The organism is Desulfovibrio sp. An276 (assembly GCF_002159665.1).
Taxonomy (GTDB): Bacteria; Desulfobacterota; Desulfovibrionia; order Desulfovibrionales; family Desulfovibrionaceae; genus Desulfovibrio; species Desulfovibrio faecigallinarum.
Genome location: NZ_NFJC01000044.1, coordinates 1 through 22,363 on the forward strand (window position 1 = coordinate 1; position 22,363 = coordinate 22,363).

The 22,363-nt window shown below is 53.0% G+C and carries 19 protein-coding genes; 8 read left to right on the top strand and 11 right to left on the bottom strand.

Features of this window, described 5'->3' with window-relative positions; translation table 11 throughout:
* Window positions 1–259: 259 nt before the first annotated feature.
* The gene (locus tag B5F76_RS14995; protein ID WP_162608851.1) at window positions 260–406 is read left to right on the top strand and encodes a hypothetical protein; all 147 of its coding nucleotides are present in this window, start codon (window positions 260–262) and stop codon (window positions 404–406) included.
* Window positions 407–418: 12 nt separating this feature from the next.
* Here the strand turns inward: B5F76_RS14995 and B5F76_RS12950 are convergent, their stop codons facing one another.
* From B5F76_RS12950 to B5F76_RS12970, 5 genes are all read right to left on the bottom strand, one after another.
* Complete coding sequence (locus B5F76_RS12950) at window positions 419–928, bottom strand: hypothetical protein (RefSeq protein WP_087355251.1); 510 nt, start codon at window positions 926–928, stop codon at window positions 419–421.
* Window positions 929–968: 40 nt separating this feature from the next.
* Entirely contained in the window at window positions 969–1,829 is an 861-nt protein-coding gene (gene rfbD / locus B5F76_RS12955) for a dTDP-4-dehydrorhamnose reductase (RefSeq protein WP_087355253.1), read from the bottom strand.
* A gap of 301 nt (window positions 1,830–2,130) precedes the next feature.
* On the bottom strand, window positions 2,131–3,666 hold the full coding sequence (locus B5F76_RS12960; protein ID WP_087355255.1) for an SLC13 family permease: 1,536 nt from the start codon (window positions 3,664–3,666) through the stop codon (window positions 2,131–2,133).
* A gap of 176 nt (window positions 3,667–3,842) precedes the next feature.
* The gene (locus B5F76_RS12965; RefSeq protein ID WP_087355257.1) at window positions 3,843–4,997 is read right to left on the bottom strand and encodes a sulfotransferase family protein; all 1,155 of its coding nucleotides are present in this window, start codon (window positions 4,995–4,997) and stop codon (window positions 3,843–3,845) included.
* A 30-nt stretch (window positions 4,998–5,027) separates the two neighbouring features.
* Window positions 5,028–5,780 (bottom strand): sulfite exporter TauE/SafE family protein, encoded by a 753-nt coding sequence (locus B5F76_RS12970; RefSeq protein WP_239407063.1) that lies wholly within the window; start codon window positions 5,778–5,780, stop codon window positions 5,028–5,030.
* A 629-nt stretch (window positions 5,781–6,409) separates the two neighbouring features.
* Between B5F76_RS12970 and B5F76_RS12975 the strand changes: the two genes are divergently transcribed.
* On the top strand, window positions 6,410–7,888 hold the full coding sequence (locus B5F76_RS12975) for an SLC13 family permease (RefSeq protein ID WP_087355260.1): 1,479 nt from the start codon (window positions 6,410–6,412) through the stop codon (window positions 7,886–7,888).
* A 69-nt stretch (window positions 7,889–7,957) separates the two neighbouring features.
* Window positions 7,958–9,868: a sigma 54-interacting transcriptional regulator gene (locus tag B5F76_RS12980; protein ID WP_087355263.1), complete on the top strand. Its 1,911-nt coding sequence runs from the start codon at window positions 7,958–7,960 to the stop codon at window positions 9,866–9,868.
* A 638-nt stretch (window positions 9,869–10,506) separates the two neighbouring features.
* Here the strand turns inward: B5F76_RS12980 and B5F76_RS12985 are convergent.
* From B5F76_RS12985 to B5F76_RS13000, 4 genes are read right to left on the bottom strand one after another with little or no spacing between them, the layout of a single operon-like run.
* A complete protein-coding gene (locus tag B5F76_RS12985) occupies window positions 10,507–11,595 on the bottom strand; it encodes an ABC transporter permease (RefSeq protein ID WP_087355266.1) in 1,089 nt (362 codons plus the stop codon).
* A gap of 17 nt (window positions 11,596–11,612) precedes the next feature.
* Window positions 11,613–12,836, bottom strand: a complete 1,224-nt coding sequence (locus B5F76_RS12990; protein WP_087355268.1) for an ABC transporter permease — start codon at window positions 12,834–12,836, stop codon at window positions 11,613–11,615.
* The gene (locus tag B5F76_RS12995) at window positions 12,833–14,578 is read right to left on the bottom strand and encodes an ATP-binding cassette domain-containing protein (protein WP_204218414.1); all 1,746 of its coding nucleotides are present in this window, start codon (window positions 14,576–14,578) and stop codon (window positions 12,833–12,835) included. The genes B5F76_RS12990 and B5F76_RS12995 overlap by 4 nt, the downstream gene beginning before the upstream one ends.
* Window positions 14,579–14,621: 43 nt before the next feature.
* Window positions 14,622–15,671, bottom strand: coding sequence for an efflux RND transporter periplasmic adaptor subunit (locus B5F76_RS13000; protein WP_087355271.1), 1,050 nt, complete (start codon window positions 15,669–15,671; stop codon window positions 14,622–14,624).
* 281 nt (window positions 15,672–15,952) lie between these two features.
* Here B5F76_RS13000 and B5F76_RS13005 point away from each other — a divergent pair, with 281 nt between their 5' ends.
* Entirely contained in the window at window positions 15,953–16,783 is an 831-nt protein-coding gene (locus B5F76_RS13005) for a sirohydrochlorin cobaltochelatase (protein WP_162608852.1), read from the top strand.
* 125 nt (window positions 16,784–16,908) lie between these two features.
* Entirely contained in the window at window positions 16,909–17,697 is a 789-nt protein-coding gene (locus tag B5F76_RS13010) for a hypothetical protein (RefSeq protein WP_087355276.1), read from the top strand.
* Between the two features lie 78 nt (window positions 17,698–17,775).
* On the opposite strand, the gene miaB is transcribed toward B5F76_RS13010, so the two are convergent.
* Both miaB and B5F76_RS13020 read right to left on the bottom strand, forming a co-directional pair.
* Window positions 17,776–19,104 (bottom strand): tRNA (N6-isopentenyl adenosine(37)-C2)-methylthiotransferase MiaB, encoded by a 1,329-nt coding sequence (gene miaB, locus B5F76_RS13015; RefSeq protein ID WP_087355279.1) that lies wholly within the window; start codon window positions 19,102–19,104, stop codon window positions 17,776–17,778.
* 58 nt (window positions 19,105–19,162) lie between these two features.
* On the bottom strand, window positions 19,163–19,636 hold the full coding sequence (locus B5F76_RS13020; RefSeq protein ID WP_087355282.1) for a hypothetical protein: 474 nt from the start codon (window positions 19,634–19,636) through the stop codon (window positions 19,163–19,165).
* Between the two features lie 266 nt (window positions 19,637–19,902).
* Between B5F76_RS13020 and B5F76_RS13025 the strand changes: the two genes are divergently transcribed.
* The 3 genes from B5F76_RS13025 to ruvB are packed head-to-tail and all read left to right on the top strand — an operon-like array spanning window position 19,903 to window position 22,112.
* Window positions 19,903–20,451, top strand: a complete 549-nt coding sequence (locus tag B5F76_RS13025; protein ID WP_087355284.1) for a hypothetical protein — start codon at window positions 19,903–19,905, stop codon at window positions 20,449–20,451.
* 59 nt (window positions 20,452–20,510) lie between these two features.
* Window positions 20,511–21,113: a Holliday junction branch migration protein RuvA gene (ruvA, locus tag B5F76_RS13030; RefSeq protein ID WP_087355286.1), complete on the top strand. Its 603-nt coding sequence runs from the start codon at window positions 20,511–20,513 to the stop codon at window positions 21,111–21,113.
* Between the two features lie 9 nt (window positions 21,114–21,122).
* The gene (ruvB, locus tag B5F76_RS13035; RefSeq protein WP_087355290.1) at window positions 21,123–22,112 is read left to right on the top strand and encodes a Holliday junction branch migration DNA helicase RuvB; all 990 of its coding nucleotides are present in this window, start codon (window positions 21,123–21,125) and stop codon (window positions 22,110–22,112) included.
* The last annotated feature ends 251 nt before the right edge of the window (window positions 22,113–22,363 follow it).

Genomic DNA, 22,363 nt, shown 5'->3' on the forward strand with positions numbered 1-22,363 from the left:
ACCTTGTAGCTGGAGAAAATCTGCATTGTGCCGTCCTCCCGGCTCATGCGCAGAACAGGTGGAAGATGATAGGACTTGACATAACAGACTTCTATCTCTTTAGCAATACTGAAATGGCTATCACGCACACATACCAAAGGTACCTTTTGTTTCTTTTGCGTTTACGACCCGTTATACAAGCTACAACAGGATAACCTGCCTGCTAACCTCACTCTTACGAGTGGGGAATGCGCAGGCAGAGTTGGTTCAACTCCACTGGATGGAGCGCTATCTTGAGACCGGTCAGGCAAGGAATATTTCCAAGCTCTTCATAAAAATTGCCCGACTGAGAGCAGATGCACCAGACAGGTATGCTGCACTTCTCAGACGGGCAAAAGAAGAATTGGAAGAGTTGGGTATCCGGTAGCGGCGAAGAGCTTTACCTGGCAGTGATTTTCTGCGGAACAAGCCCCTTGTATTTTGTCTTCATGTCTGTACGGATAAAGTCCATGTCTCCGGGCTTGCCGTTGAGAATGTAGATTGCCAGAACCTGGGCAGCATCGTCCTGACAGAAGATAAAGCGGAACTGCTGGCCCTTGCGTGTCGTGTCAAACCAGGCCTGGCTTGTGCCCATGTACTTGGGGCTTGCCTTAAGGCTCTTGGCGTAGCCTTCCACAATGGTCTTGAAGTTTTCCTTGACGCTTGTGCCGTAGAGCATCTGGACGGACGCCTTGTGATCCCTGCGCCCGAGCACTGCAGTCTCGCCGCCTCCCTTCTTGAAGGGGCCGTTGATGAGCTTCCAGTTCTGGGGGAGGTTCAGGGTAAAGTACTGGCAGCGAAATGTGCCTGCCTGCGCCTCCGAGAGAGGGGCAAGGAGAAGGCAGAGAAGAAGCGCCAGGGTTGTGGCGAGCGTTTTGGGCGTTTTGCCCGGTATGGAAAGATGGAACATTGCTGGCCTCGGAGAATAGGAAAAAGGGACTTGGTGCTTGCTACAGGCCGAGAGTGGGCAGTTCCCTTGCAAGGAAGGACTTCAGACTCTCCTGCCAGTGGGGCATGGGGGAAAGGCCGCAGTCTTTCATGCGAACACTCACAAGACAGGAGTTGGAAGGACGCTTTGCAGGGGTCATGTACTCGGCGCTTGTGCAGGGCTCGACGTTTTGTTCAATCCCCGCAAGGGCAAAGATCTCCCTTGCCAGCCCGTACCAGGTGGTCTCTCCCTGGCAGGCCAGATGGAAGGTACCCAGAAGGTGGGGCCTTTGCAGGATTTCGGCTATGGCGCCGGCCACTGCCAGCGTGCTTGTGGGGCAGCCCCTTTGATCGTCGACAACGCGTATGCAGGGCCTGCCGGCCAGGCGCAGCATGGTGTGCACGAAGCTTGGGCCGCCAGGGCCGTAAAGCCAGGAGACGCGGGCAATGACGTGGTTCGGGCAATCGAGGCGTATGGTTCTTTCCGCAGCCCACTTGCTCTGGCCGTAGACATTGATGCCGCCTGCGGGCCTTGCAAATTCGTTGTAGGGGCCGCTTTCCCCGTCAAAGACGTAGTCCGTGGAAAAGGCTATGAGGCGCGCATTGGACTGCTTGCAGGCCATGGCGATGTTGGCAGAGCCCTGCACGTTCACTTCCTGCGCTCTGGCTTGCTCGCTTTCGCACAAATCGACCTTTGTGAAGGCAGCGCAGTGCAGGACGACCTCTGGCTCGAATTCCCCAAAGACTTTGGTAACGCTCATGGGGTCCGTGATGTCGAGCTCTGTGTGCCCGGGGGCGAGTAGAGTGTAGTCTGGATTTTTCCCAAGTTCGGCAACGAGGGTTCTTGCCAGCATGCCCTTGCCGCCGGTGATGAGTATGCGCATGGGGTGTCTCTCCCTTTTGTTTGTGTATTTGAGCCTCCAAACGGGGCAGCCTCACTATACAAAAAGCCTCGGACATCTCAAGCTCCAGTCACCCGCCTGCCCGCTGCCCACGCAGTTGGAGAGAGGCCCTCATACCCAGCCAGCTCTATCCAGTATCCTGATGTTATTTTCTAACTAAGAGAAATTATTTGTAAATGCTGTGAATTATTTAATAGTTTCCATAAAAAAATCTGGAAATACAATTAAGTTTTGTATTTCCAGATTACAATTGAGAAAAATTAAATGTTTGCTAAATATTAAATTAGAAAGGCCATGGAGCTGTTGGATCCCAGAGAGGTAAGCCTAGGAATGCATACCAAGGTACCATTACACATATTGCATAGGTTATAGCAAGGAGAACTGAAACCCATCCTGCCTTGGCATAATCAGTCATAGAAAATGTATGACTACCATAGGCTATGACTGCAACAGTAATTTGTGTAGGTAAAATAAATGCAAATGTATCTGTATCAGCAACAAGCATGGTAAATATGACAGGATGCAAATTTAAATGAGTAGCTAGTTGCAGTAGAATAGGAGCAAATAGACTTACAGCTGCCACGTTGGAAAGCATGCCCAAGCGAATAATATGTGTTCCTCCCATAATCATGATGAGGACTATCCACCACGCATGGCCATTAGCCAGACCATGAAGATGACCAGCTAACCATTGGGCCAGGCCAGAGCTTCCCATGGTGGAGGACATTGACAGTGCTCCTCCAAGCATTATCAAGGTTCCCCAGATGGTGCGATCCTGTATCTGTTTCCATTTGAAAGGATGTAATCCAGGAATAAATAGCAATGTGATGCCGAGCATGGCAGCAACATGAGCAGGTATTTTATGGTATGGCTGTGTCATCCACAAAAATGCTGTAAATCCAAAAACTAAAAGAATAAGAACTTCACTTTGAGATATACGAGGAAGCTTTTTATATTGTTCAGTTAGTACCTGTTCACCACCCTTAATAGACACATTTTTTGTCTTGAAATGCCATCTTAGCCATAAATTTGTAATAAAGAACATGCCAAGATATGGCCATTGCATAATAAACCATTCAAAGTAGGAAATATCAATAGATAATTCCTTATGAAACAAGTCCACAAGTACAAGATTGGGAAGATGCGATGTCAGGATACACATCCCAGAAATCATGGAGCCATAAACCAGCACCTGAATCATGATGTGTTTTTTGGCGTTGTCTTCTGATTTGCTACCACCAAACAAGTCTGTAATACCTTTTATAATTGGCAGAAGCAGTGCACCACGGGGATTAGCGCCAGGTACAATAATGGAAAGAATAAAATTTACACCAAATAGACCAAGAATTGTGCTGTTGGCTGTCTTGATCCGTAACTTGTGTAGTAAGGTGATTGCGATGCGGCGATCAATATTGGCAACCTGCACAATGGCGGCCATGATGAAGGCAGCCATGCAAATAAAATACGCATTGGATGTGAATCCACGTACAGCCATGGGAAATTTTTCAACGGCGCCGCTCAAAACGAGCAACATGGGAATGGCTACACCAGTCATGCCAATAGGGATAGCTTCTGATACCCAGATGACGCATGCCCAGACTACGACGGCCAGTGTCGATTTGCCTGCCTGAGACAATCCTTCTGGTAGAGGCATGAGAAAAAGGATGCCAAAGAAAGCACACCAAGCTAGTATAAAACCGAATATGGATTTTTTTGCAGGTATGCCAGTTGTCTCCAGATTTGCGTAAAAATTTGACCAAAAACCGCCTACTCTATTTGAGGAAGTAGGAGAAATTGACGTATTATCAGATTGGCTCATGGAAGACTCGTTTCATTGGCTGGGCAAAGCCTGTTTGGGCATTTTTAAAGATGTTGTATTCGATACTCGGCTCACCTGCATGCACAGGTGAGCCGAGACGAATACAACAGACAAAAACGGATTAAGGTATGATTTTTGGAAAAAGCTGCTACTCAGACAGCTTTAGCGTTAGTTTGCTACAGAACAACATCTCCCACATACTTGCGCTTAATCGAGAAATGCTTCTTCCACTTGTCCCAAGCGCGCATGCCGATAATCATTTCCTCATCGGGATCGCCAATGGGGAAGGGGCGGGGGGCTGTAGCCGGATCCCATATACCCTTTTTGCGGCGCTCTTCGCGCTGGTCGATCAGCCAGTCGTTGTAGCTCTCAAACACAATATGCCCTTCGAAGCCATCCAGTGTGGCGGCGCGGATTCTGCCATCGAACTCCTTGTATTTGGAGATCATGAGCTCTGAAGGCATCTCGGGTTCGACATCGTTCTTGTATCCGGCCTCTTCAAGTTCCTTGCCCGCCACTGCGGCAAAAATGCGCTGATCTCTGAGAGAAAGGAGATCCTTGTAGATGCCGATATATTTATCCGAAATGGGCTTGCCGAGAGGGGCATGGTCTCTGGATGCACCACGGGCCTTGCACAAGTCTGTCTTGTAAAATTCAAACATGCCTGGTTCGAACTCTTCGCCCAGGAAGGAGCATACTGCACGCATGACTTCTTCTGGCTTGCGCACGAGTTCCTCGTACTTCACGTCCATCCACAGGCCTTTTTCAGTCAATGGGCCACGCCATTCCTTGACTGCATTCCAGCAACGTTTCCAGGAATGGGCAGCACAGTAGATGTTGGTAGGACCAAAGGAAGATTCCATATAGTCTACGCAGGAGTCACGTCCGTCACGGGTGACGTAGATAAACTGTGCGTCTGGGAAGTCGTGATGCATGGGACCAACAAAGTAGAGATTATGCGGAGTTTTTTCGCCCCAGCGTGGTTTGTTCATGTACTGGGCAAAGCGCATGTGCATGGCTGCATAGAGGCCCGCGAAGCTGCGTTCGGGGCACAGTTCGATGACTTCGTCAAGAATGGTTTTGGGATTGACTTTCATGCCCCACAGGGGAGTCTTCAGGCCGAAAACCATTTCTTCTGCCAGTGTCCTGAAGTTGGCCTCTTGGGAAAGATCTCCATAAGTGTGCAAATAGGGATAAAAACGGGGGTAGTACCAGACAACTTCGGGAACGGCTATTCTGGAATGGCTGCCCAAAAGTGCCATGACAAGTGTTGTACCTGAACGTTCTGCGCCGATAACAAAAATGGGGCGTTCGGGAAAAGTAAGAGGCATGGAAGTTCTCCTTGGTTTGGATATGTCAAATTATGCCTGCAGGAGTGCACGGATAAAAATGAAGCCGCCCACAATGATGCAGACAATTGAAACCATTTTTTTCAGAACGCCGGATGAGACGCTGTGAGCCAGCTTGGCTCCAGCCACAACACCGACGAGTTCTGCTACGGTGACTAAAAGCGCCATATGCAGGTCTACAAAGCCATTGGCAAAATTGCTGATGGACCCGGACGTGGCAGCGGTAATCTGTATGACCTGGCTGGTGGCTATGGATGTGAGGGGTGCAAAGCCCAGGATGACCATGAGAGGTACAGAAAGTACCGGACCGCCCACGCCAGTCAGGCCAGAACCAAAACCAACAGTTGCTCCTATCAAAATCAGTTGCAGACGCTGACGCATATCTCCAGGACGGTAGTCAATTGTTCCGCCTTTGGCAGGAAAAAGAGCATAAATCCCTGCAAAAATTATGATACAGCCCAGGATGAGATTAAGAATCCATGCTGGGGCAATGGCATTGGCCAATGCTCCGGGATATCCACCAATCAAACCGCCTACACAGACTGGAATGGTGATACCCCAATTGATGCTGCCATGTTTGCAGTAGAGCCATGTCCCGAGGATACCTGTGAAGATGAAGCTAAACAGGGATGTGGCCATAGCAGCGTGGGTAGTCAGGCCTCCAAGGCCACTCAGGGCGGGAATTAACAGGATACCCCCCACACCCACTGTGCCAATGAGCCCGCCCACGAGTACGGCGACGAGCAAAAGAAGAAATGTCATCATGGTTTGCTCCAAATGTGATGTTGTTCACGAATCAGCAACAAATGTGCCAAACCATGGTTTTTGTCTGTAATTGCTTGTAATTATTAATGATATATGCTCTCTTTTGATGTGGATTACATATTCCAGTTTTGCAACACTCAAATCAAAAACACTTCAATATTGAGATAGTCTATCCAGCTGCGTTGCAATCAAAAAAAGATTGCTAGATGTTTAATGTATTAAAAATACAGATATTTTTGTGATGACGATATGGAAATATCTCATTTGAACTGAAACATTTGTTGGGGCAGGAGACAATGGCGCCGGAGTTCTTCAGGCATGCTTCAAGCCATTTTTTTTCACAAAAACATATGCTCATCTGTCCATCATCGTTTTTCTTAAAAATAAAGTGTAAAAAAAGGTAATAAAATAAAACTGTTAGAAAAAAACATTTGATTTTTGAGATCTCAGACTTCAAAAAACAGGATCTGTTCGAATTAATAATATCAATGAGTTAAAAGCTGGCATATCTCTTGCTTTTCTTTTCACAAGTTCCCGAGGAAAATTTTTATGTTTCCGTGCCTGAACACAAAACTCACACAATTTTTTCAGAAGTGGAATTATTTTAATTCCACAGTTGGGAGGGACGTATGAGCTCTTCAATTTCAGGGAAAAAGATTTTTCTCTTTCTTCTGGGCCCACTTCTTTTAGGCATTACTTTGATGATGCCCATGTTTGGCGATATCAATGCCCGTTTTGGTTTTGGTATTCTCTTTTGGATGATAGCATGGTGGGTAACCACTGTCGTTGATATTAAACTCACATGTCTTGTACCCATATTTGTTGCTGCCATATATAGCTATATGCCACTTGAAAAAGTTCTTGGAGCGTATGTTCACAGGGAGGCATGTCTGATTTTTGGCGCAACTGCTATAACAGCCGCTTGGGTGCGGTGGGGATTTGCAAGGCGGTTGTCATTGAATTTTCTGCTGCATGTCAGCGGAAGCGTCCGTGCACAGACTGCCGGGTGGTTTGTCCTGTGCGGCCTGACCTCCTTTGTGGTAGGCAATACCACTGTTGCAGCAATGTTTGCTCCCGTGGCTGTTGCAGCTCTCATGTTTGCTGGGTATGAAAACAACGAACAGCGTTGGAACTCCAAGGCTGCTTCCAATATTCTTATAGCAGTTGCCTGGGGTGCCAGTGTCGGTGGAATGGCAACCCCCCTTGGCGGTGGTCAGGCAGTTGTTACCTTTGGATTGCTCAACAAGTACCTTGGTCATGACACCTATTTTATCGATTGGACCATGCGTATGGTCCCCATTTCTCTGCTCATCATCGCTGCCATTGGCCTCCTTATGTACTTTATGCCTACCGACAGGGAGACCTTCGGCCGTTCAAAGGAGTTCTACAGGCAAGAGCTGGACAAGATTGGTCCTATGACCTTTGAGGAAAAAGTTTCTTTCTTCGCCTTTGTTATTGCTATTGGTCTTGCCATTCTTCAGCCTCTCTACGCATCTTACACCAAGGGGCCCATGTGGGGCTGGCTCAATCCTACACACCTTTTCTGCATTATCCCGCTTATTCTTCTCTTTGTCCCGTCCAAGCAAGTCAAGGGGGAATCCATTCTTTCAACCGAAGCCTTACGCAAGTACTTTCCCATCACCATTCTTTTTATGTGGCCAACATCAATAGCACTGAGCAAAATTCTTGGTGCAACTGGTGCTGGAGCAGTTTTCAGCCAATGGATAGCTCCTCTGTTGACCGTCAACGACACGCTTTCCCTTTTTGCTTGGAGTGTCTTCCCGAATCTGCTTTCCCAGGTAACAAGTGACACTGCGGCAGCTGGCGTAATGGTCCCCCTTGCCATCGAGGCGATGGGTGACTGGCATGGTCTTGAATTTGGAGCTGTTGCCTGGATTTGGGTCACAGGTTCTGCAATCAGCTGGGCCTATGCGGTTGCCTCTGCCACGGGAGCACAAGGCATCGTGGCCGGATATGGTGCAAATTTGCGGACCATGTTTGTCTGGGGCATGATTGCCTGTGTGATTTCCATACTTCTTACGTTCCTTTTCTTCTACGTGACAGTCCTTCTCCTCGAACTTGATTTCTATGTAATGCCGCCTATGTAACAATTGTGCCACAAACTCGTTTTGAAAAGCGCCCCAAGGGCGCTTTTCCTGTCCTTAAGGAGCACCAAGATGTCGATTGCCATTCCGTATCGTTTTGCCTTTGTGTCCAATTCGCTAGCTATTGCAACTGCGGTACAGAATTATGCAAATAGCCGAAATATCCATATAGAAATACAATTGGCATCTATGGAAAAAGCTCTTCCTGTAGCTAGAAGATTGCTAGAAGAAGGAGTAGAGATAATTCTTGGAGGAGGAGGGACAGGAAGATTAATGCGTAGACAACTGCAAAGACCTGTTGTTACAATTGCAAACGACCACCTGTCTGTTCTCAAGAGCCTCATGCGTGCCAAGAAAATCAGCTCAAAGGTAGCTGTAACCTGCTATGATCATATTCCAGAATGGGTCAGTGTCTTTGCAAATCTTCTCAATATCACTATAACACCTATACTTTTTACAACAACTAGAGAACATGTTCAGGGAATTGCACAAGCTATACAGCAGGGAGCCGGTGTCATTGTGGGGGGAGGAATATGCTCTGAAGTGGCACAGGCTCATGGCTGTCCCGCTGTCATTGTTATGCCCAGCTTGGGAACTCTTGAACGTGCCATTGATGAGGCAATCAATATTGCCAGCTCCATGAGACGGGACAATGAACGCCTTGCCTGGATAAACGGCATGATGGATGCCATGCAAAATGGAATTATCGGTATTACACAAGATAGTAAGATTCTTTTAAAAAACAATGCAATTCAACAGTTTCTGCCACAATTGAGAGGCAACTCTCTTTCAGCTTCATTGCGCAAAAAACTTCATTTGGACGATGTTCTCGAACAGAGGGTACATATGGAAGGTGTACTGCGTGGCAGTCACAAGAGAGAGCCGGAAACGCTCTTCACTTCTCATCCTGTAGTTGTTAACGGCGAGGTATGCGGGGCTTTTTCTATGCTCGCCCCTGCCACAGCTGTCGATTCTCTGCAAAGTCGGCTCAGCCAATCGCGTTCAAAGGCCTTTTCGGCAAAGTACACATTTTCTTCCATCATAGGAAAAAGCAAAATTATTGAAGAAACCAAACAACTTGCAAAAAAATATGCTCTTTCACGTGGTGCACTCTACATTCATGGGGAAAGTGGTACGGGCAAGGAATTGTTTGCTCAGGCTATCCACAATGAAAGCCCAGTGAGAGACGGTCCCTTTGTTGCTCTCAATTGCAGTGCTCTCTCCGAGGCATTGCTGCAGAGTGAGCTTTTTGGCTATGAAGAAGGCGCATTCACAGATGCCAGACGTGGCGGCAAGCCAGGGCTACTGGAGATTGCCTCCGGGGGAACACTCTTTTTGGACGAAATCGGTGACATTTCTCCTGCAGTCCAAGTCAACCTCCTACGAGTTCTTGAAACAGGTGAAATTTATCGTATTGGTGGTGAGAGGCCCTATTCTGTCAGGTTGCGCGTCGTAAGTTCATCATGGAAAGACTTGGTTAATGAAGTTCGCGAGGGACGTTTTAGAGCAGACCTCTTTTATCGATTGACCTTGTTGCGTTTAGATATTCCTTCTTTGAGACAACGGATTGAGGATATTCCTCTTATTACAGATAAATTATTGCAAAGATCTGGACATAAAATAACTTTTTCAAAAGAATTATTTGATATTCTTGAAAATTATTCATGGCCAGGAAATATTCGTGAACTGGATGCAGTTATTCAAAGATATATACTTATTTCAGATAAAAATAATGATACAATTCTTATGAATAAAATCATAAATGATATTAAATTTGCAAATATTACTAATAGCCAAAATAAAAATAATAAAATAATTTCTATAAATAATATGTCGCTTCATGATTGTTTACAAAATACGGAAAAACAAATTATTATAAATTATTTAATATCAAGTAATAATAAAAAAGATGCAGCAAAAAAACTTGGTATAAGTACAAATACATTATGGCGTAAAATTAAAGAACATAATATATCTATATGATTTATGAAATATAATATTTATTAGATATCAAATTCTATCAAATATTTTCTCAACTGATTGGAAATCTTGGTATATTTTTCCGGCGCATCTGCCCTTAGCCTTGTTATCTCCACGAAAAGTTTGGAAATGTTCCTTGCCTGTCCGGTCTCCAGATACATTTCCATCCAGTGGGGATGAAGATGTATCCCCGCTTCATGCCAGGGCTTCCCATCAACAGGGAGCCCCTGGCTGCAAGTCGCATGTACAGTATCTGTGAAAACTGTGCTTCGGGGCGTTCAAGCGCTTCTCTGGCATTGCTTTCTGCAGTGCCGAGCAGCAGAACAACTTGAGTCTCGTCCCAATGGGGCTGACAAACAGGGCTCAAGGGGGAAGATGTCTGTACCATACTGGAATCTTTGTCTGATTGTCTGGAGTAGGCAGACCAGGAGCATTGGTATGCTTTCCTCTCCGAGATTTTGCAAAAAGTAGATCTACATCTCCATCATGTTAATAAATTTCAACTTTTTCAATATATTACCTTGCCAAGAACAGTGGCAAAACATGTATAGGGCTATTTAGCACTACAAACCACGAGTACAGTCTGCCTGCCTGATGCTCAAGGTCGCGCCATGCGGTATCGCCCCGTACCTGGAAGTCCCTTACGTCCTCCTCCTGAACATCCACACGGCAACAGACACGCTGACTGCAGCGGCAAGCACGATCTTCCCAAGGCACATAAACGCCGAGGCCCAGGTGATGTCCCGCAAAAAGACCCCCTGTACCAGCACCGCAAAGTGCGTCATGGGCACAAGCTCGCTCAAAAGCTGCAGGAACCCTGGCATATTGTGTATGGGGGTGAGCATGCCGGAAATGAGGATGCAGGGAACGCCTATGGTGAAGGCACCTAGAAACGCCTGCTGCTGTGTCTGGCACAATGAGGAGACCATGAGCCCAAGGCCCCCCGAGGCCAGGGCAAAGACCAAAAGCGAGACGTAGAGCAGGATGAGGGAGCCCGCAAAGGGGATGCCGAAGCCGAAGACAGAGATTATCAGAAAGAGTGTTCCGTGTATGAGGCCTGTGACGCAACCAGGCACAAGCTTCGCAAGGGCAATTTCTGTGGGCGTGCTGGGTGTGACCAGCAATTGGTCAAAGGTGCCCACCTCGCGCTCGCGAGCGACCGTGAGGCCAGTGACCACAAGTCCCAGCATGAAGGTGAGTATGCCTATGAGGTTGGGCAAAAAGAACCACTGAAATTCCAGGTTCGGGTTGAACCAGTTGCGCACAACTACACCCGGCGCTGCCCCACTGGACAAAAGGGAACTCGTTATGTTCGTGACGTAGTGGCAGGCGATCTGGGAGGCATTGGATCTTCTCCCGTCAAGGAGGATCTGCATGGTGGCATTTCGTCCTGCCTCAAGATCCCTTGAGAAGTTCGAGTCAAAGACCAGGGTGAAGAGCACATCCCCCCTGTCCATGATGCTGCGCATCTCGGCCTCGTCTGCCACCTGCACCATGCGCACAAAGGTAGGCGAGCCAAGCACGGCGCCTACTACGCGCTCGGCCCCAAGGCCGCGGTCCCTGTCAAGGACAGCAAAGCTCACGTTGCGCACCTCCATGGTCGCAGCCCAGCCGAAGATGACTATCTGCGCAAGGGGCGGGACGATGATGAGGATGCGCGAAACCTTGTTGAAGAAGAGGACCATGAGCTCTTTCCAGGCTATGGCCCAGAGGCGTTGCAGGGAGAACATGGGGCTACTCTATGGGATTATTCTATGCTTTTTTTGAGGCCCTTGTAGACAAGCAGCATCAAAAGGGCTGCAAGTCCCGCAAGGCAAATGGTTTCAGGCACAAGGACAGAGGGTATGGTCCCTGCCAGAAAGAGGGTGCGGATGCAGAGGTTGAAGTGGGTTGCTGGCAAAAGTTCCGAGAGCCACTGCAGGATGGGAGGCATGGAGGAGACGTCGAAGATGAAGCCCGAGAGCAGCAGGGCTGGCAAAAAGCCCGAAAAAAGCCCTGCCTCTGCTGCCACAAGCTGCCCCTTCATGTGTACGGAGATGAGAAGGCCCTGGCCCAGAGCGCAGAGCATGAAGATGGAGGAGATGACAAAGAGGGCCAGGTAGGAGCCCCTGAAGGGCACGTCGAAGACCAGGATGGCAAGGACCGTGCATAAAACAAGGGAGAACATGCCAAGCGCAAAGTAGGGAATGAGCTTTCCCAAGATGAGCTGCAGGCGGGTTACGGGTGTAGCCAGCATGGCCTCCATGGTGCCGCGCTCCCACTCCCTGGCAAAGACAAGCGAGGTCAAGAGGGTTCCAATGAGGGTCATGATGACCGTGATGGAGCCTGGCACAAGGAAGTTCACGCTCTTGGCCGAAGGGTTGTACCAGAAGCGCTCCTGCACGCCGATTTGCGGAAGCACAATGTTCTTCTCCTGCAAGAGGCCCCTGATGTGTCCCTGGATTACGCTTTGCGCGTAGGCCTGCAAAAAGCTTGCGGAATTGGGTTCTGTCCCGTCTACCACAAGCTGCAGGCTGGCGGGAATTTCCCTTGTTGCCCGTGCTTCGGCAAGGGCCGCACCGCCCCCTCTTCCGCCTCCCGCATGCTGTGCCGCAAGCTGGGCAAGGCTTCGCTCGTAGTCCTCGCGTATGCGCACAAAGCCCTGGATTGCGGATGAGCGCATGGCGAGGTTTACTTCCTCCATGCTGTTGCAAGGCTGTACCCTGAACCAGGGCGAGGCGGAAAAATCCGCCACAAGGGCAGTGGAGGACTGGGTCTTGCTCTCATCGAGTATGCCAATGCGCAAGAGGCTCTGGTCAAGACTTATGCCGTAGCCGAAGAGAAAGAGGAAGAGCGCAGGCAAGAGCACTGCTATCATGTAGGAAGACGGATCGCGCACTATCTGGGCAAATTCCTTGGCAATAAGGGCCATAACCTGCTTTTGCCAGAGCCTTGCGCTGCCCGCTGTGCCCTTCGGGGAAGATTCTGTCATTTTTCCCTCCCTTCCAGATTGTGGCGTGCATTGTGAAGCTCGATCTGGGCTATGAAGGCCTCCTCAAGAGTTGGATCTGCCTTTCCGGTGAGCCTCTTGCAGGCCTTTTTCAGCTCGTCGGGACTTCCCAGGCTAATCATTGTTCCCTGGTAGATGAGGGCAATGGTGTCGCAGTACTCTGCCTCGTCCATGAGGTGGGTTGTGACAAGCACGCTTGTGCCCCTGCCTGTCATGGCAAGGATGTGCTTCCAGAAGTCCCTGCGCGTGCGCACGTCTACGCCCGAGGTGGGCTCGTCTAAAAAGAGCACTGCCGGATCGTGCAACGTAGCGCACAAAAGGGCCAGGCGCTGCTTGAGGCCCAGGGAAAGGGTGCCCGTGATGTCTGAAAGATGCCCGTCAAGGCCAAGGGCCATCGAAAGCTCCCTGCCCTTTTGTTCAAGCTCGTTTTTTGAAAGGCCGTAGAGGTTGCCAAAGATGCGGATATTGGCCCAGACGGGGATGTCCGGATAGAGGGAAAACTTCTGGGCCATGTAGCCTATCTGTCCCCTTGCCCTGCTGGTTGAGGAGAGCATGTTTATGCCAGCCACCCTGCAGGTCCCGGAGGTGGGCCTTGTGAGGCCGCAGAGCATGCGAAAGGTGGTGGACTTGCCTGCGCCATTGGGCCCGAGAAGACCAAAGATCTCGCCCTGGCGCACGGTAAAGCTTATGTCTCCTGCTGCCGTAAAGGTGCCGTACATCCTTGTCAGATGCTCGGCCTCTATGGCCGGCGTATCCCCTTCCTCCCTGCAAAGGCCTGTCGCATAGGGGGAGGGGGTGCGGTTTATGCCGCCAAGAACGGACATGTAGGAGTCCTCAAGCCTCGGGGAAACTGCCTCTCCCCTGGCCCTGACCTCGGAGCGCAAGCTGTCCGGCGCATCCTGTGCCAGCACAAGGCGAAGCGAGGAGCCCTGCACGACCACGTCCTCCACACCCTCCCTTTCAAAGAAGCTTAAAAAGCCCTGTCTTCCTCCCTCCCGTTGCGGGAGAAGATAGATGCGGCCAGAGGTCCTTGCGCAAAAGGCCCCCGGTTCCCCCTCGTAGAGGATTTGGCCCTCGTCGAGTATGAGGATGTGCGGGCAGCGCTCTGCCTCGTCGAGGTAGGCCGTAGACCAGAGTATGGTCATGCCCTGGCCTGCGAGCTCTGCCACCATGGTCCACAGTTCCTTTCGCGAGAGCGGATCCACGCCAACACCCGGCTCGTCCAAAAGCAAAAGGTCAGGCTGCCCCAAAAGGGCGCAGGCTATGCCGAGCTTTTGCTTCATGCCTCCGGAAAGGCGCCCGGCAAGACGCTCCACAAAGGGGGCAAGGCCAGTGAAGGAAAGAAGTTTTGCAAAGATTTCCTCTCCGCGCTCCTTCTCAAGGCCTCTCAGCCTTGCGTGCAGGCGCAAATTGGCAAGAACTGTCAGATCCTCGTAGAGCCCGAACTTCTGCGGCATGTAGCCAAGGCGGTTGGGCTCGCTTGCGACCAGCTCCTCAGGACTCTTGCCAAAAATGTCTATCTCTCCCCTGTCCGGGCGCAAGAGTCCTGCCAAAAGCCGCAAAAAGGTGGTCTTGCCTGCAGCATCCGGCCCAACAATGCCCGTGATGCAGCCTCTGGGCAGGGTGCAGGAAACGTCCTTCAGGGCCACGTGGCTGCCAAAGGACTTGCAAAGCCCCCGAACACGCACGCTTACTTGCGTACCGGCCTGCGTGCTCTCGGGCATACTGGCGGGCAAACTGTCTGGCACACCGGGTGTGCACATGGCGCTATCCCTTGTCTTTCAGGGTCACGCGCACTGGCATGCCCTGACGCAGCATGTTTTCGGGATCTTTTGCCAGCACGCGCACGCGGTAGACCAGGGAGGTGCGCACCTCCTCTGTCTCCACGTTCTTGGGCGTGAACTCCGAGGCAGGCGAGACGTAGCCAATGCTGCCTTCGAAGGGCGCATCCGAACAGTCCGCCCACACAAGAACCCTGGCACCGGGCTTCACGTGCCCGAGGTTGGGTTCGTCCACGTAGACGCGCAGCCACACGGGATCGCTTAAAGTAAGGGTGAGCAGGGGGCTTCCCTGGGCCACTATGGCGCCCTCTTCCTGGGCCCTTGTGAGGACTACGCCAGAGGACGGGGCGTGCAGCTCGCAGTCGGCAAGCGCTATGCGGGCAAGCTCAAGGTCCGCTTCTGCAGCCGCAAGGGTAGCCTTCTGGGCCTCGATGTCTTCCTTGCGGTAGCCCCTTTCGTGCATGTCCCTGGCCTGTTCTGCAGCTGCGAGATTGGCAAGGCTCTGTCTTGCCAAGGAGAGGGCGTTGTCCAGGGCCTGCTGCGAGATGGCGTTTTGCCTGTGCATGCTTGTTATGCGGTCAAGCTGAATCTTTGCGTAGTCCGCCTGGGCCTTTGCAGAGCGCACCTGTTCCCTTGCCTGTTCCACCTCTTCCACGCGGTAGCCTGCCTCAAGCTTGCCGAGCTGGGCCCTTTGCGTATCCACCGCGGCTTTGGCCGCATCCAGGCGTGCCTTGTAGATGTCGCTTTCAAGGCGGGCGAGAAGCTCCCCCTTTTCCACGCGCATGCCCTCGTCCACAAGGATTTTCTCTATGCGGCCGTCCACGCGGAAGGAGAGTTCCACCTGGCGGATCTCCACGTTGCCGTGCAGGACAAGCTCGTGTTCGCCAAAGCGCTCGCACAAAAGGTAGATGAGGGCAAAGCTTACGGCGTGCATGACAATGAGAAAGATGATGTTTTTCCTGTTGACAAGCTTGCCGAGCTTCCCGATCTTGCCGGTTTTTCCTTCCGCTTCTGGTTTTGCGCCAAAAAGTGCCATGGGGTCCTTCCTGCGGGCTTTGAGGTTTGTGGGAATGCGGGAGATGCATGATGTTTTTGTGTGCCCATCTCCATGCTATCCCGGCCTGTACCAAGCGTCAAACCGCAAAACCGCAAGACCGCAAAATTAGGCCGCACAACTTGCGCTTTGTCGGGATTTTCGTTGAGAAAAGCCCCTGTTCGTGCTAGCAAGAACCTGCATGGCAGCCATGCGCCTTGCTGCACCGAAGACCATGCAGGACGTACCCCCGAAAGGGGCATTCCGGACTTTTGGGGGGCAATTTGGAAAGGGTCACAACAAAGGCAAATGCTTCAGGACAAAGGCCTGCCATACTGCTCATAGCCTACGGCTCCTGTGCTGCGCGAGGATTGGGTGTCCTGCACGATTTCGAAAACAGGGTGCGGGAGCGCTACCCTGGCTTTCCTGTGCGCTGGGCCTACACCTCCGATCGCATACGCAGCCGCCTTGCCCTGCAGGTTCGCCGCAAGTCCGACTCCGTGGTCAAGGCCATACGCCGCCTTGTGCTTGAGCGCTTTGGTCCCATCATTGCCCAGCCCTTGCAGATCGTTCCTGCCACGGAAAACGAGGTGGTCGAAGGGCTGACCCAGACAGTCTCAAGGGAGCTTGGGGTTTCCGTGAGCGTGGGAGCCCCTCTCCTTGCAAGCATAGAGGACGTGCATCTTTGCGCAAGCGCCATGCTCTCGCACCTGCCGGAAGCGAGGCTCATGCACGAGGACGTGGTCTTTGTGGGGCACGGCGCCTCGCACGAGGCCCAGGCGCGCTACGCTTCCCTCTCGCGCCTTCTTGCAGCCTTTGACCCCTTTGTGCACGTGGCAACTCTTTCCGGGGACATGCCCCTGCAGGGCATTCTTCCCAACCTCTCCTCAAAGCGCGTCTTCCTTGTCCCCTTCCTCTCCTCGGTAGGCAAGCACACCCTGGAGGACATAGCAGGGGAGGGCCCGGATTCCTTGAAAACCTTCCTTGAGGACCGGGGACATGCGTGCGTGGCCTTAAAGGAAGGGGTTTTGCAGCACAAGGCCTACGCGGACATCTGGCTCTCCCATCTGGACACGGCCATGGCAAGGCTTGGGACAGGGCTTCAGGCTGGATAGAGCGGGAGCGGCAAACCGGGACTTGATCCCGTGCAAGGATAGGGGCAAAAGAACGCCCATGTCCCCCAAAAAGTGCGGGACCCTTTTCTCCACCCTGTTTTGCGTCATATGCAGGTACTGAACCCATGCGTCACAAAAAATTTTTTCTGGCAGCCCTGGCCTCGGCCCTTCTTTTCGGCAGCACAAGCGTGCAGGCAGCCGATGCCAATGCCTTCAATCCCTACACCGGAAAACCCCTGCCCGTTACCCGTCAGGTGAAGGGCGAGGAAGCAAAGATCCTCTCTGCCCTTGGCGGCACCCCCCGCTCCATTGCAGCGGACGCAGCCTACAGGGCCAACTGGAAGGAGGAGATCTATCCCATCCTCAAGGGAAGCACTGCTTCCCGCCACGAGGTCTTGGTTGTCATCGACTTTGCCGATCCGAAGAGCAGGCAGATCTGGCAGCAGGTGGCACGTGTCGCGAAGAGCACCCCTGACGCGTCCGCCCGCTTCGTGCTCTTTGGCAAGAGTGCCGAACTCTACGCCACGGATTTGACCGGCCTTGCCATCTGGGCATGCCGCGAGCGCAAGGGCCAGGCCATTGACTACGTTACCTGGGCCATGCAGCGCTGGGACAGCATCAAGCAGGGTCTCAAGAAACAGGGCAAGGCAAGACCCTTCCACAACGAGTACGACGCAGTCCTCACAAGAAAGGACTATCCCATGGTCTTTGTAGCCATGGAGAAGTGCTTCAAGCCCAGGGTTGCGGCAGCAGAGCAGTCGAATCTTGCCACCTATGCCTACGAGGCCGGCAACATCAACCTCTTCCAGGCATCCGAGGTGTGCCGCTACTACGAGCTCAAAAAGGCAAGCGGCCTCATCGTGGACGGCGAGGTTTTGGACAATCCCGCAGACCTTGCAGCAAGGATCAAATAGAGCGTTTTTTGCAGACAAAACAAAAGGGCCGCCAGCACCGATATCGGTATTGGCGGCCCTCGTCGTCTTTGTTCGGGATTAGACGGGCATTCCCTGCAGGCTGTGCTTGAATGCGTGGGTTACACGCACGCGTACGTACTTGCCAACAGGGTTCGGGTCCTTCAGGGCTACGTGCACAAGTGCTCCGTAGGGGTCGCGCCCCTGCCAGCTTGTTCCCTCTTCAGCCTCGTTTTGGCGCGGGCTTGTGTCCTCGACAAGGACAGTGGTCTCGCAGCCTTGACGATTGTTTAGCCAGGCCTGGGAGAGGTCTTCCTGCAGGGCCTGCAGGCGCTGCAGGCGATCGAGCTGTATGTCTTGAGGAATCTTGTCCAGGAAGGTGGAGGCCCTTGTGCCAGGCCTGTCCGAGTAGCAGAAGGAAAAGCTGCTCATGAAGTTGCATCTTTTGACCATGTCCATGGTCGCGAGGAATTCTTCCTCTGTCTCTCCGGGAAAGCCCACGATGATGTCCGTGGAAAGGGCTATGTCCGGCCTTGCCCTTTTGAGGCTCTCGACCAGGGCAAGGTAGCCTGCACTATCGTAGCGGCGGTTCATGCGCTTCAAGACCCTGTCTGCCCCTGCCTGCATGGGCAGATGAAGCCTTGGGCAGAGGTTCGGGATGTCCGCAAAGGCTGCCACATCCTCTGGACCCATGTCCTTGGGGTGGGGGGTAACGTAGCGCAGGCGAAGGTCGGGATCGAGTTCTGCCACCATGTGCAGAAGTTCCGCAAAGCTTGTGCCGTCCCCAGTCTTGTCCTTGCCGTAGGCGTTGACGTTTTGTCCAAGCAGGGTGATCTCCCTGACCCCCTGGTCAAGGAGTGCCTTGCACTCGTCGAGGATGGCCTTGGATGCGCGCGACTTTTGCCTGCCCCTTGTGAAGGGCACGATGCAGTAGGTGCAGAAGTTGTCGCAGCCCTGCATGATGTTCACAAGGGCCGTAGGACCTGTGTGGCCTGTCCTTGGGGCAGGGCGCTCGGCCATGTCCTTTTCAAAGCCCGCAGTGCACATGTGCCTTTCGGGATGTTCGAGAAGCCAGGCTATGTTTGCGGGTATTGCCGCCACCGTGTCCGTGCCTGCCACAAGACGCACCTGGGGGGAGTAGGAAAAGATTGTCTCTTTAAGCTGCTGGGCTACGCACCCTGTCACGACAACGAGCACATTCTTCCTGCCCCCGGTTTCCTGGGCTATGCGTCCCAAGGCAGTGCGCAGCTTGTGTTCCGGCTTTTCGCGCACGGAACAGGTGTTGACAAGGATCACGTCAGCCTCGCGGACATTTGTCTCGACGCCTCCCATGTCCTGCAGGGAGCGGGCAATCCACTCGGAGTCTGCCACGTTCATCTGGCAGCCAAAGGTTACTATGTGGTAGTTCATAACAGGAAAAGGACCTCGCAAGGGGGCATGAAAGATTGGGGACAAGAGCCCAGGGGTATCACTGGCGCGATTTGCTGTTTCTTCCCCTGCCGGACCTGCCCTTCTTCAGGCCTTCCTTTTCTTCGTGGCCTTCCGCCATATCCGCGAAGTCGTCCAGACTCAGCGGCCCGTCGTCCTCGGGTCCCAGCCTGCGTGCTGCCTCGTTGTCCTCCAGGATGTCAATCTGCTTCAAAAGCCAGGAAGCGACAAGGCGCGCCTGATCGCCTGTCATGACCGTGCGCGCGTGTACAGTGCGCAAGATGTGGCGCACCTCTCCGTTGGTGGGCTCAGTGCCGTTGTCGTCCGCCTTTTCCTCGTTCACCAAAGAACCGTCCTCTGCAAGGAGCAGCTCCCTTGGGGCAGGCAGCGCGTCCACGTCCGTGTAGATCAGCATTTCTATCTCGCCGGCCTGGGTGACGCCACCCATGACGCCGTGCAAGGGGAGCAGGGGCAGGTCCGGGTCGGTGCGCACAATCAGCTTCTGCTTCATCATAGTATACTCTCCTCCCTGCGACTGGGCTTGGGATATCAGGTGTTATGCTAGGGACAGGCATTCTTTGCCGCCCGCGCCCTGTCTGTCAAGCACTGTTTTCGTGCAAAGCCCCTCCGTCCTTCCTGTTCATTCCGTTCCCTTTCCTTTCACCCCGATCCCTTCTCTTCCGGCTCTTGCCTCAGGGCGCCTAATCCTGTACCTCACTTTTCGTATTGCCCAAGGGGAGCATCCCCAAAAACAGGCAGGGCACTTTCAGGAGGAATGGTATGGGTGCTTGCAGCGTGGAAAAGCTTGAGTGCACGCCGGAATTCGACATGATGGGCTTCATGGAACTGAGCCAGGAAACCCGCGTCGACGGCAAGGTCATGAACAAGATGACTACCCTGTGGGACGAGTGGCTACAGAAGCTTTCCGTGTACAAGGTGGTCTGCGGCAAGATCTCCTACCTTCTGGTGTGGCTGCCCGAAGAGGTCGAAACCTACGTGGACGAGACCTGGGACAAGACCCCGTCCGAAGGCTACCTTGCCAATTCCCTGGCCCAGTATCTGTGCATGCAGAGTGTCAATTCCCTCATCCCCCAGGTGGAGACGGTCGGCTGTGCGCCAGCACCCAAACCCACGGAGTCTCTGCGTGAAGCCCTCGCGGACTTTGATCTGTGCTACAGGGACGACCTCGACGTTTTGAGCCGCCGCTTTGCCGTTGTCACCTTCTTCCCCTTCCGCGGTGGCTGCGAGATTTGTCATCTGCAAAAGCACTGCCCCAAGGGCAACGGGGATTCGGACTCCACCGTGGTTTTGCCAGGCTACGAGCGCTAGAATCCTGTTTTTAGCGATCAAGCGTGCAGTCCCTTGCAAGGTAGAGGAGAGGAAAAGTCGTGATAGCCTATGTGGAAGGGCGTCTTGCCCATGTGTCCGAGCAAGCCATCATTGTCGTGACCGACGGGGGCGTTGGCTACGAAATGGAAGTCAGCGCAAGGACAAGGCAGGGCCTGCCCCAGGTCGGGGGCAGGGTCAGCCTCTTTACCACCCTTCTTGTGCGCGAGGACATGCTGAGGCTGTGCGCTTTCGAGACCGTGGAGGAGCGCTCGACTTTCGATCTGCTCACCTCCATTCCAAAGGTGGGTCCCAAGCTCGCACTCGGCATCCTCTCCCTCTACAGGCCCGCAGAGCTGCGCAGGATCGTTGCCGAAGCAGACGTCACCTCGCTGACAGCAGTGAGCGGTGTTGGCAAGCGTCTTGGCGAGACCGTGTGCCGCGAGCTTGCCTACAAGTTCAAGATGGAGGAGAGCGCCCAGATGGTTGCCGAACAGGGCGGCGTGGGAAGCGTGTACCACAGTGTTCTGGACGGTTTGAAGGGCCTTGGCTACTCGGAAAACGAGTGCGCGTCTGTCCTGCAGGATGTGTTGCGCGCCCAGCCGGACCTTGATGTCGCCTCGGCCCTGCGCGCTGTCTTGCAGGAACTCGGGCGCAGGAAGTAGAAAATGGTCATGCAGGAAGACGAAAGCCGCAAGGCTGATGACAACGTTCGCCCCAAAAGCCTTGACGAATTCATAGGGCAAAAGGATGTGCGCTCCCAGCTGCAGGTCTTTCTTGGCGCAGCCAAGAAGCTTGGGCGTGCCCTTGATCACACCATCTTCTACGGCAACCCCGGCCTTGGCAAGACGACCCTTGCCCAGATCATGGCAGCAGAGCTTGGCGTCAACATCGTGACCATCACAGGCCCCATGCTGGAACGTCCCGGAGATCTGGCAGCCATTCTGACCAATCTCTCCCGCAACGACATCCTCTTTGTGGACGAGATCCACCGCATGCCCATCACCGTCGAGGAAGTGCTCTATCCTGCCATGGAGGACTTCAAGCTCGACATCGTCGTGGGCCAGGGTCCTGCTGCTACCACGGTCAAGATGCCCCTGGACCGCTTTACCCTGGTGGGTGCCACTACGCGCATGGGCCTTGTCTCCTCCCCCCTGCGCAGCCGCTTTGGCATAGTGTTGCACCTGGACTTCTACTCGCCAGAGGATCTCGCACGCATTGTCTCGCGCTCGGCTAGGATACTCGGCATAGAGATAGACGAGGAGGGGGCCCTTGAAATAGGCAGGCGCTCAAGGGGCACGCCGCGCATAGCCAACAGGCACTTGCGCAGGGTGCGCGACTACGCCCTGCAGGAAAACAGCGCCATCATCACTAAGGATGTGGCGGACAGGGCGCTTACGCGCATGAACGTGGACAGCGAGGGCCTTGATCAGATGGACAGGCGCCTGCTCGCTGTGCTCATCAACCACTACGAGGGCGGCCCTGTGGGTATCAAGACCCTGGCAGTGGCCTGCTCCGAGGACGTGCGCGCCATCGAGGACGTGTACGAGCCCTATCTCATCCAGCAGGGCTTTTTGAAGCGCACAACCAGGGGCCGCATGGCTACCTCCAAGGCCTATATGCACATGCGCAGCTTTCAGCAGGGGCTCATGAGCCTGACATAGGGAAGTGACTTCGAAAACAGTGATGCCACAGGGTATGGAGCAGAGGAACTGCAGAGCTAAAATGTTCTGCAGCCTAAACGGTGAAGCATCCCCGCGCATAAGCGAGGGGATGCTTCACCGTTCCTGTATTGGTCTGTTGTTTTTATCAAGCGCGCCGTAAAACCTCTTCCTTCAGGGGGAGGATATAAGGCGCCCCTAGCTTGGCAAGTTTGCCTTTAGTTGGGAGTTCTTTGGGATTCGATATACTGCTT

Coding starts and splice junctions, on each gene's coding strand:
- B5F76_RS12990 (WP_087355268.1), bottom strand. CDS start 12,836: ATGACAGAATCTTCCCCGAAGGGCACAGCGGGCAGCGCAAGGCTCTGG.
- B5F76_RS13000 (WP_087355271.1), bottom strand. CDS start 15,671: ATGGCACTTTTTGGCGCAAAACCAGAAGCGGAAGGAAAAACCGGCAAG.
- ruvB (WP_087355290.1), top strand. CDS start 21,123: ATGCAGGAAGACGAAAGCCGCAAGGCTGATGACAACGTTCGCCCCAAA.
- B5F76_RS12985 (WP_087355266.1), bottom strand. CDS start 11,595: ATGTTCTCCCTGCAACGCCTCTGGGCCATAGCCTGGAAAGAGCTCATG.
- B5F76_RS12975 (WP_087355260.1), top strand. CDS start 6,410: ATGAGCTCTTCAATTTCAGGGAAAAAGATTTTTCTCTTTCTTCTGGGC.
- B5F76_RS12995 (WP_204218414.1), bottom strand. CDS start 14,578: ATGCCCGAGAGCACGCAGGCCGGTACGCAAGTAAGCGTGCGTGTTCGG.
- B5F76_RS13025 (WP_087355284.1), top strand. CDS start 19,903: ATGGGTGCTTGCAGCGTGGAAAAGCTTGAGTGCACGCCGGAATTCGAC.
- B5F76_RS13010 (WP_087355276.1), top strand. CDS start 16,909: ATGCGTCACAAAAAATTTTTTCTGGCAGCCCTGGCCTCGGCCCTTCTT.
- B5F76_RS12980 (WP_087355263.1), top strand. CDS start 7,958: ATGTCGATTGCCATTCCGTATCGTTTTGCCTTTGTGTCCAATTCGCTA.
- B5F76_RS14995 (WP_162608851.1), top strand. CDS start 260: ATGGAGCGCTATCTTGAGACCGGTCAGGCAAGGAATATTTCCAAGCTC.
- miaB (WP_087355279.1), bottom strand. CDS start 19,104: ATGAACTACCACATAGTAACCTTTGGCTGCCAGATGAACGTGGCAGAC.
- B5F76_RS13020 (WP_087355282.1), bottom strand. CDS start 19,636: ATGATGAAGCAGAAGCTGATTGTGCGCACCGACCCGGACCTGCCCCTG.
- B5F76_RS12960 (WP_087355255.1), bottom strand. CDS start 3,666: ATGAGCCAATCTGATAATACGTCAATTTCTCCTACTTCCTCAAATAGA.
- B5F76_RS12965 (WP_087355257.1), bottom strand. CDS start 4,997: ATGCCTCTTACTTTTCCCGAACGCCCCATTTTTGTTATCGGCGCAGAA.
- B5F76_RS12950 (WP_087355251.1), bottom strand. CDS start 928: ATGTTCCATCTTTCCATACCGGGCAAAACGCCCAAAACGCTCGCCACA.
- rfbD (WP_087355253.1), bottom strand. CDS start 1,829: ATGCGCATACTCATCACCGGCGGCAAGGGCATGCTGGCAAGAACCCTC.
- B5F76_RS12970 (WP_239407063.1), bottom strand. CDS start 5,780: ATGATGACATTTCTTCTTTTGCTCGTCGCCGTACTCGTGGGCGGGCTC.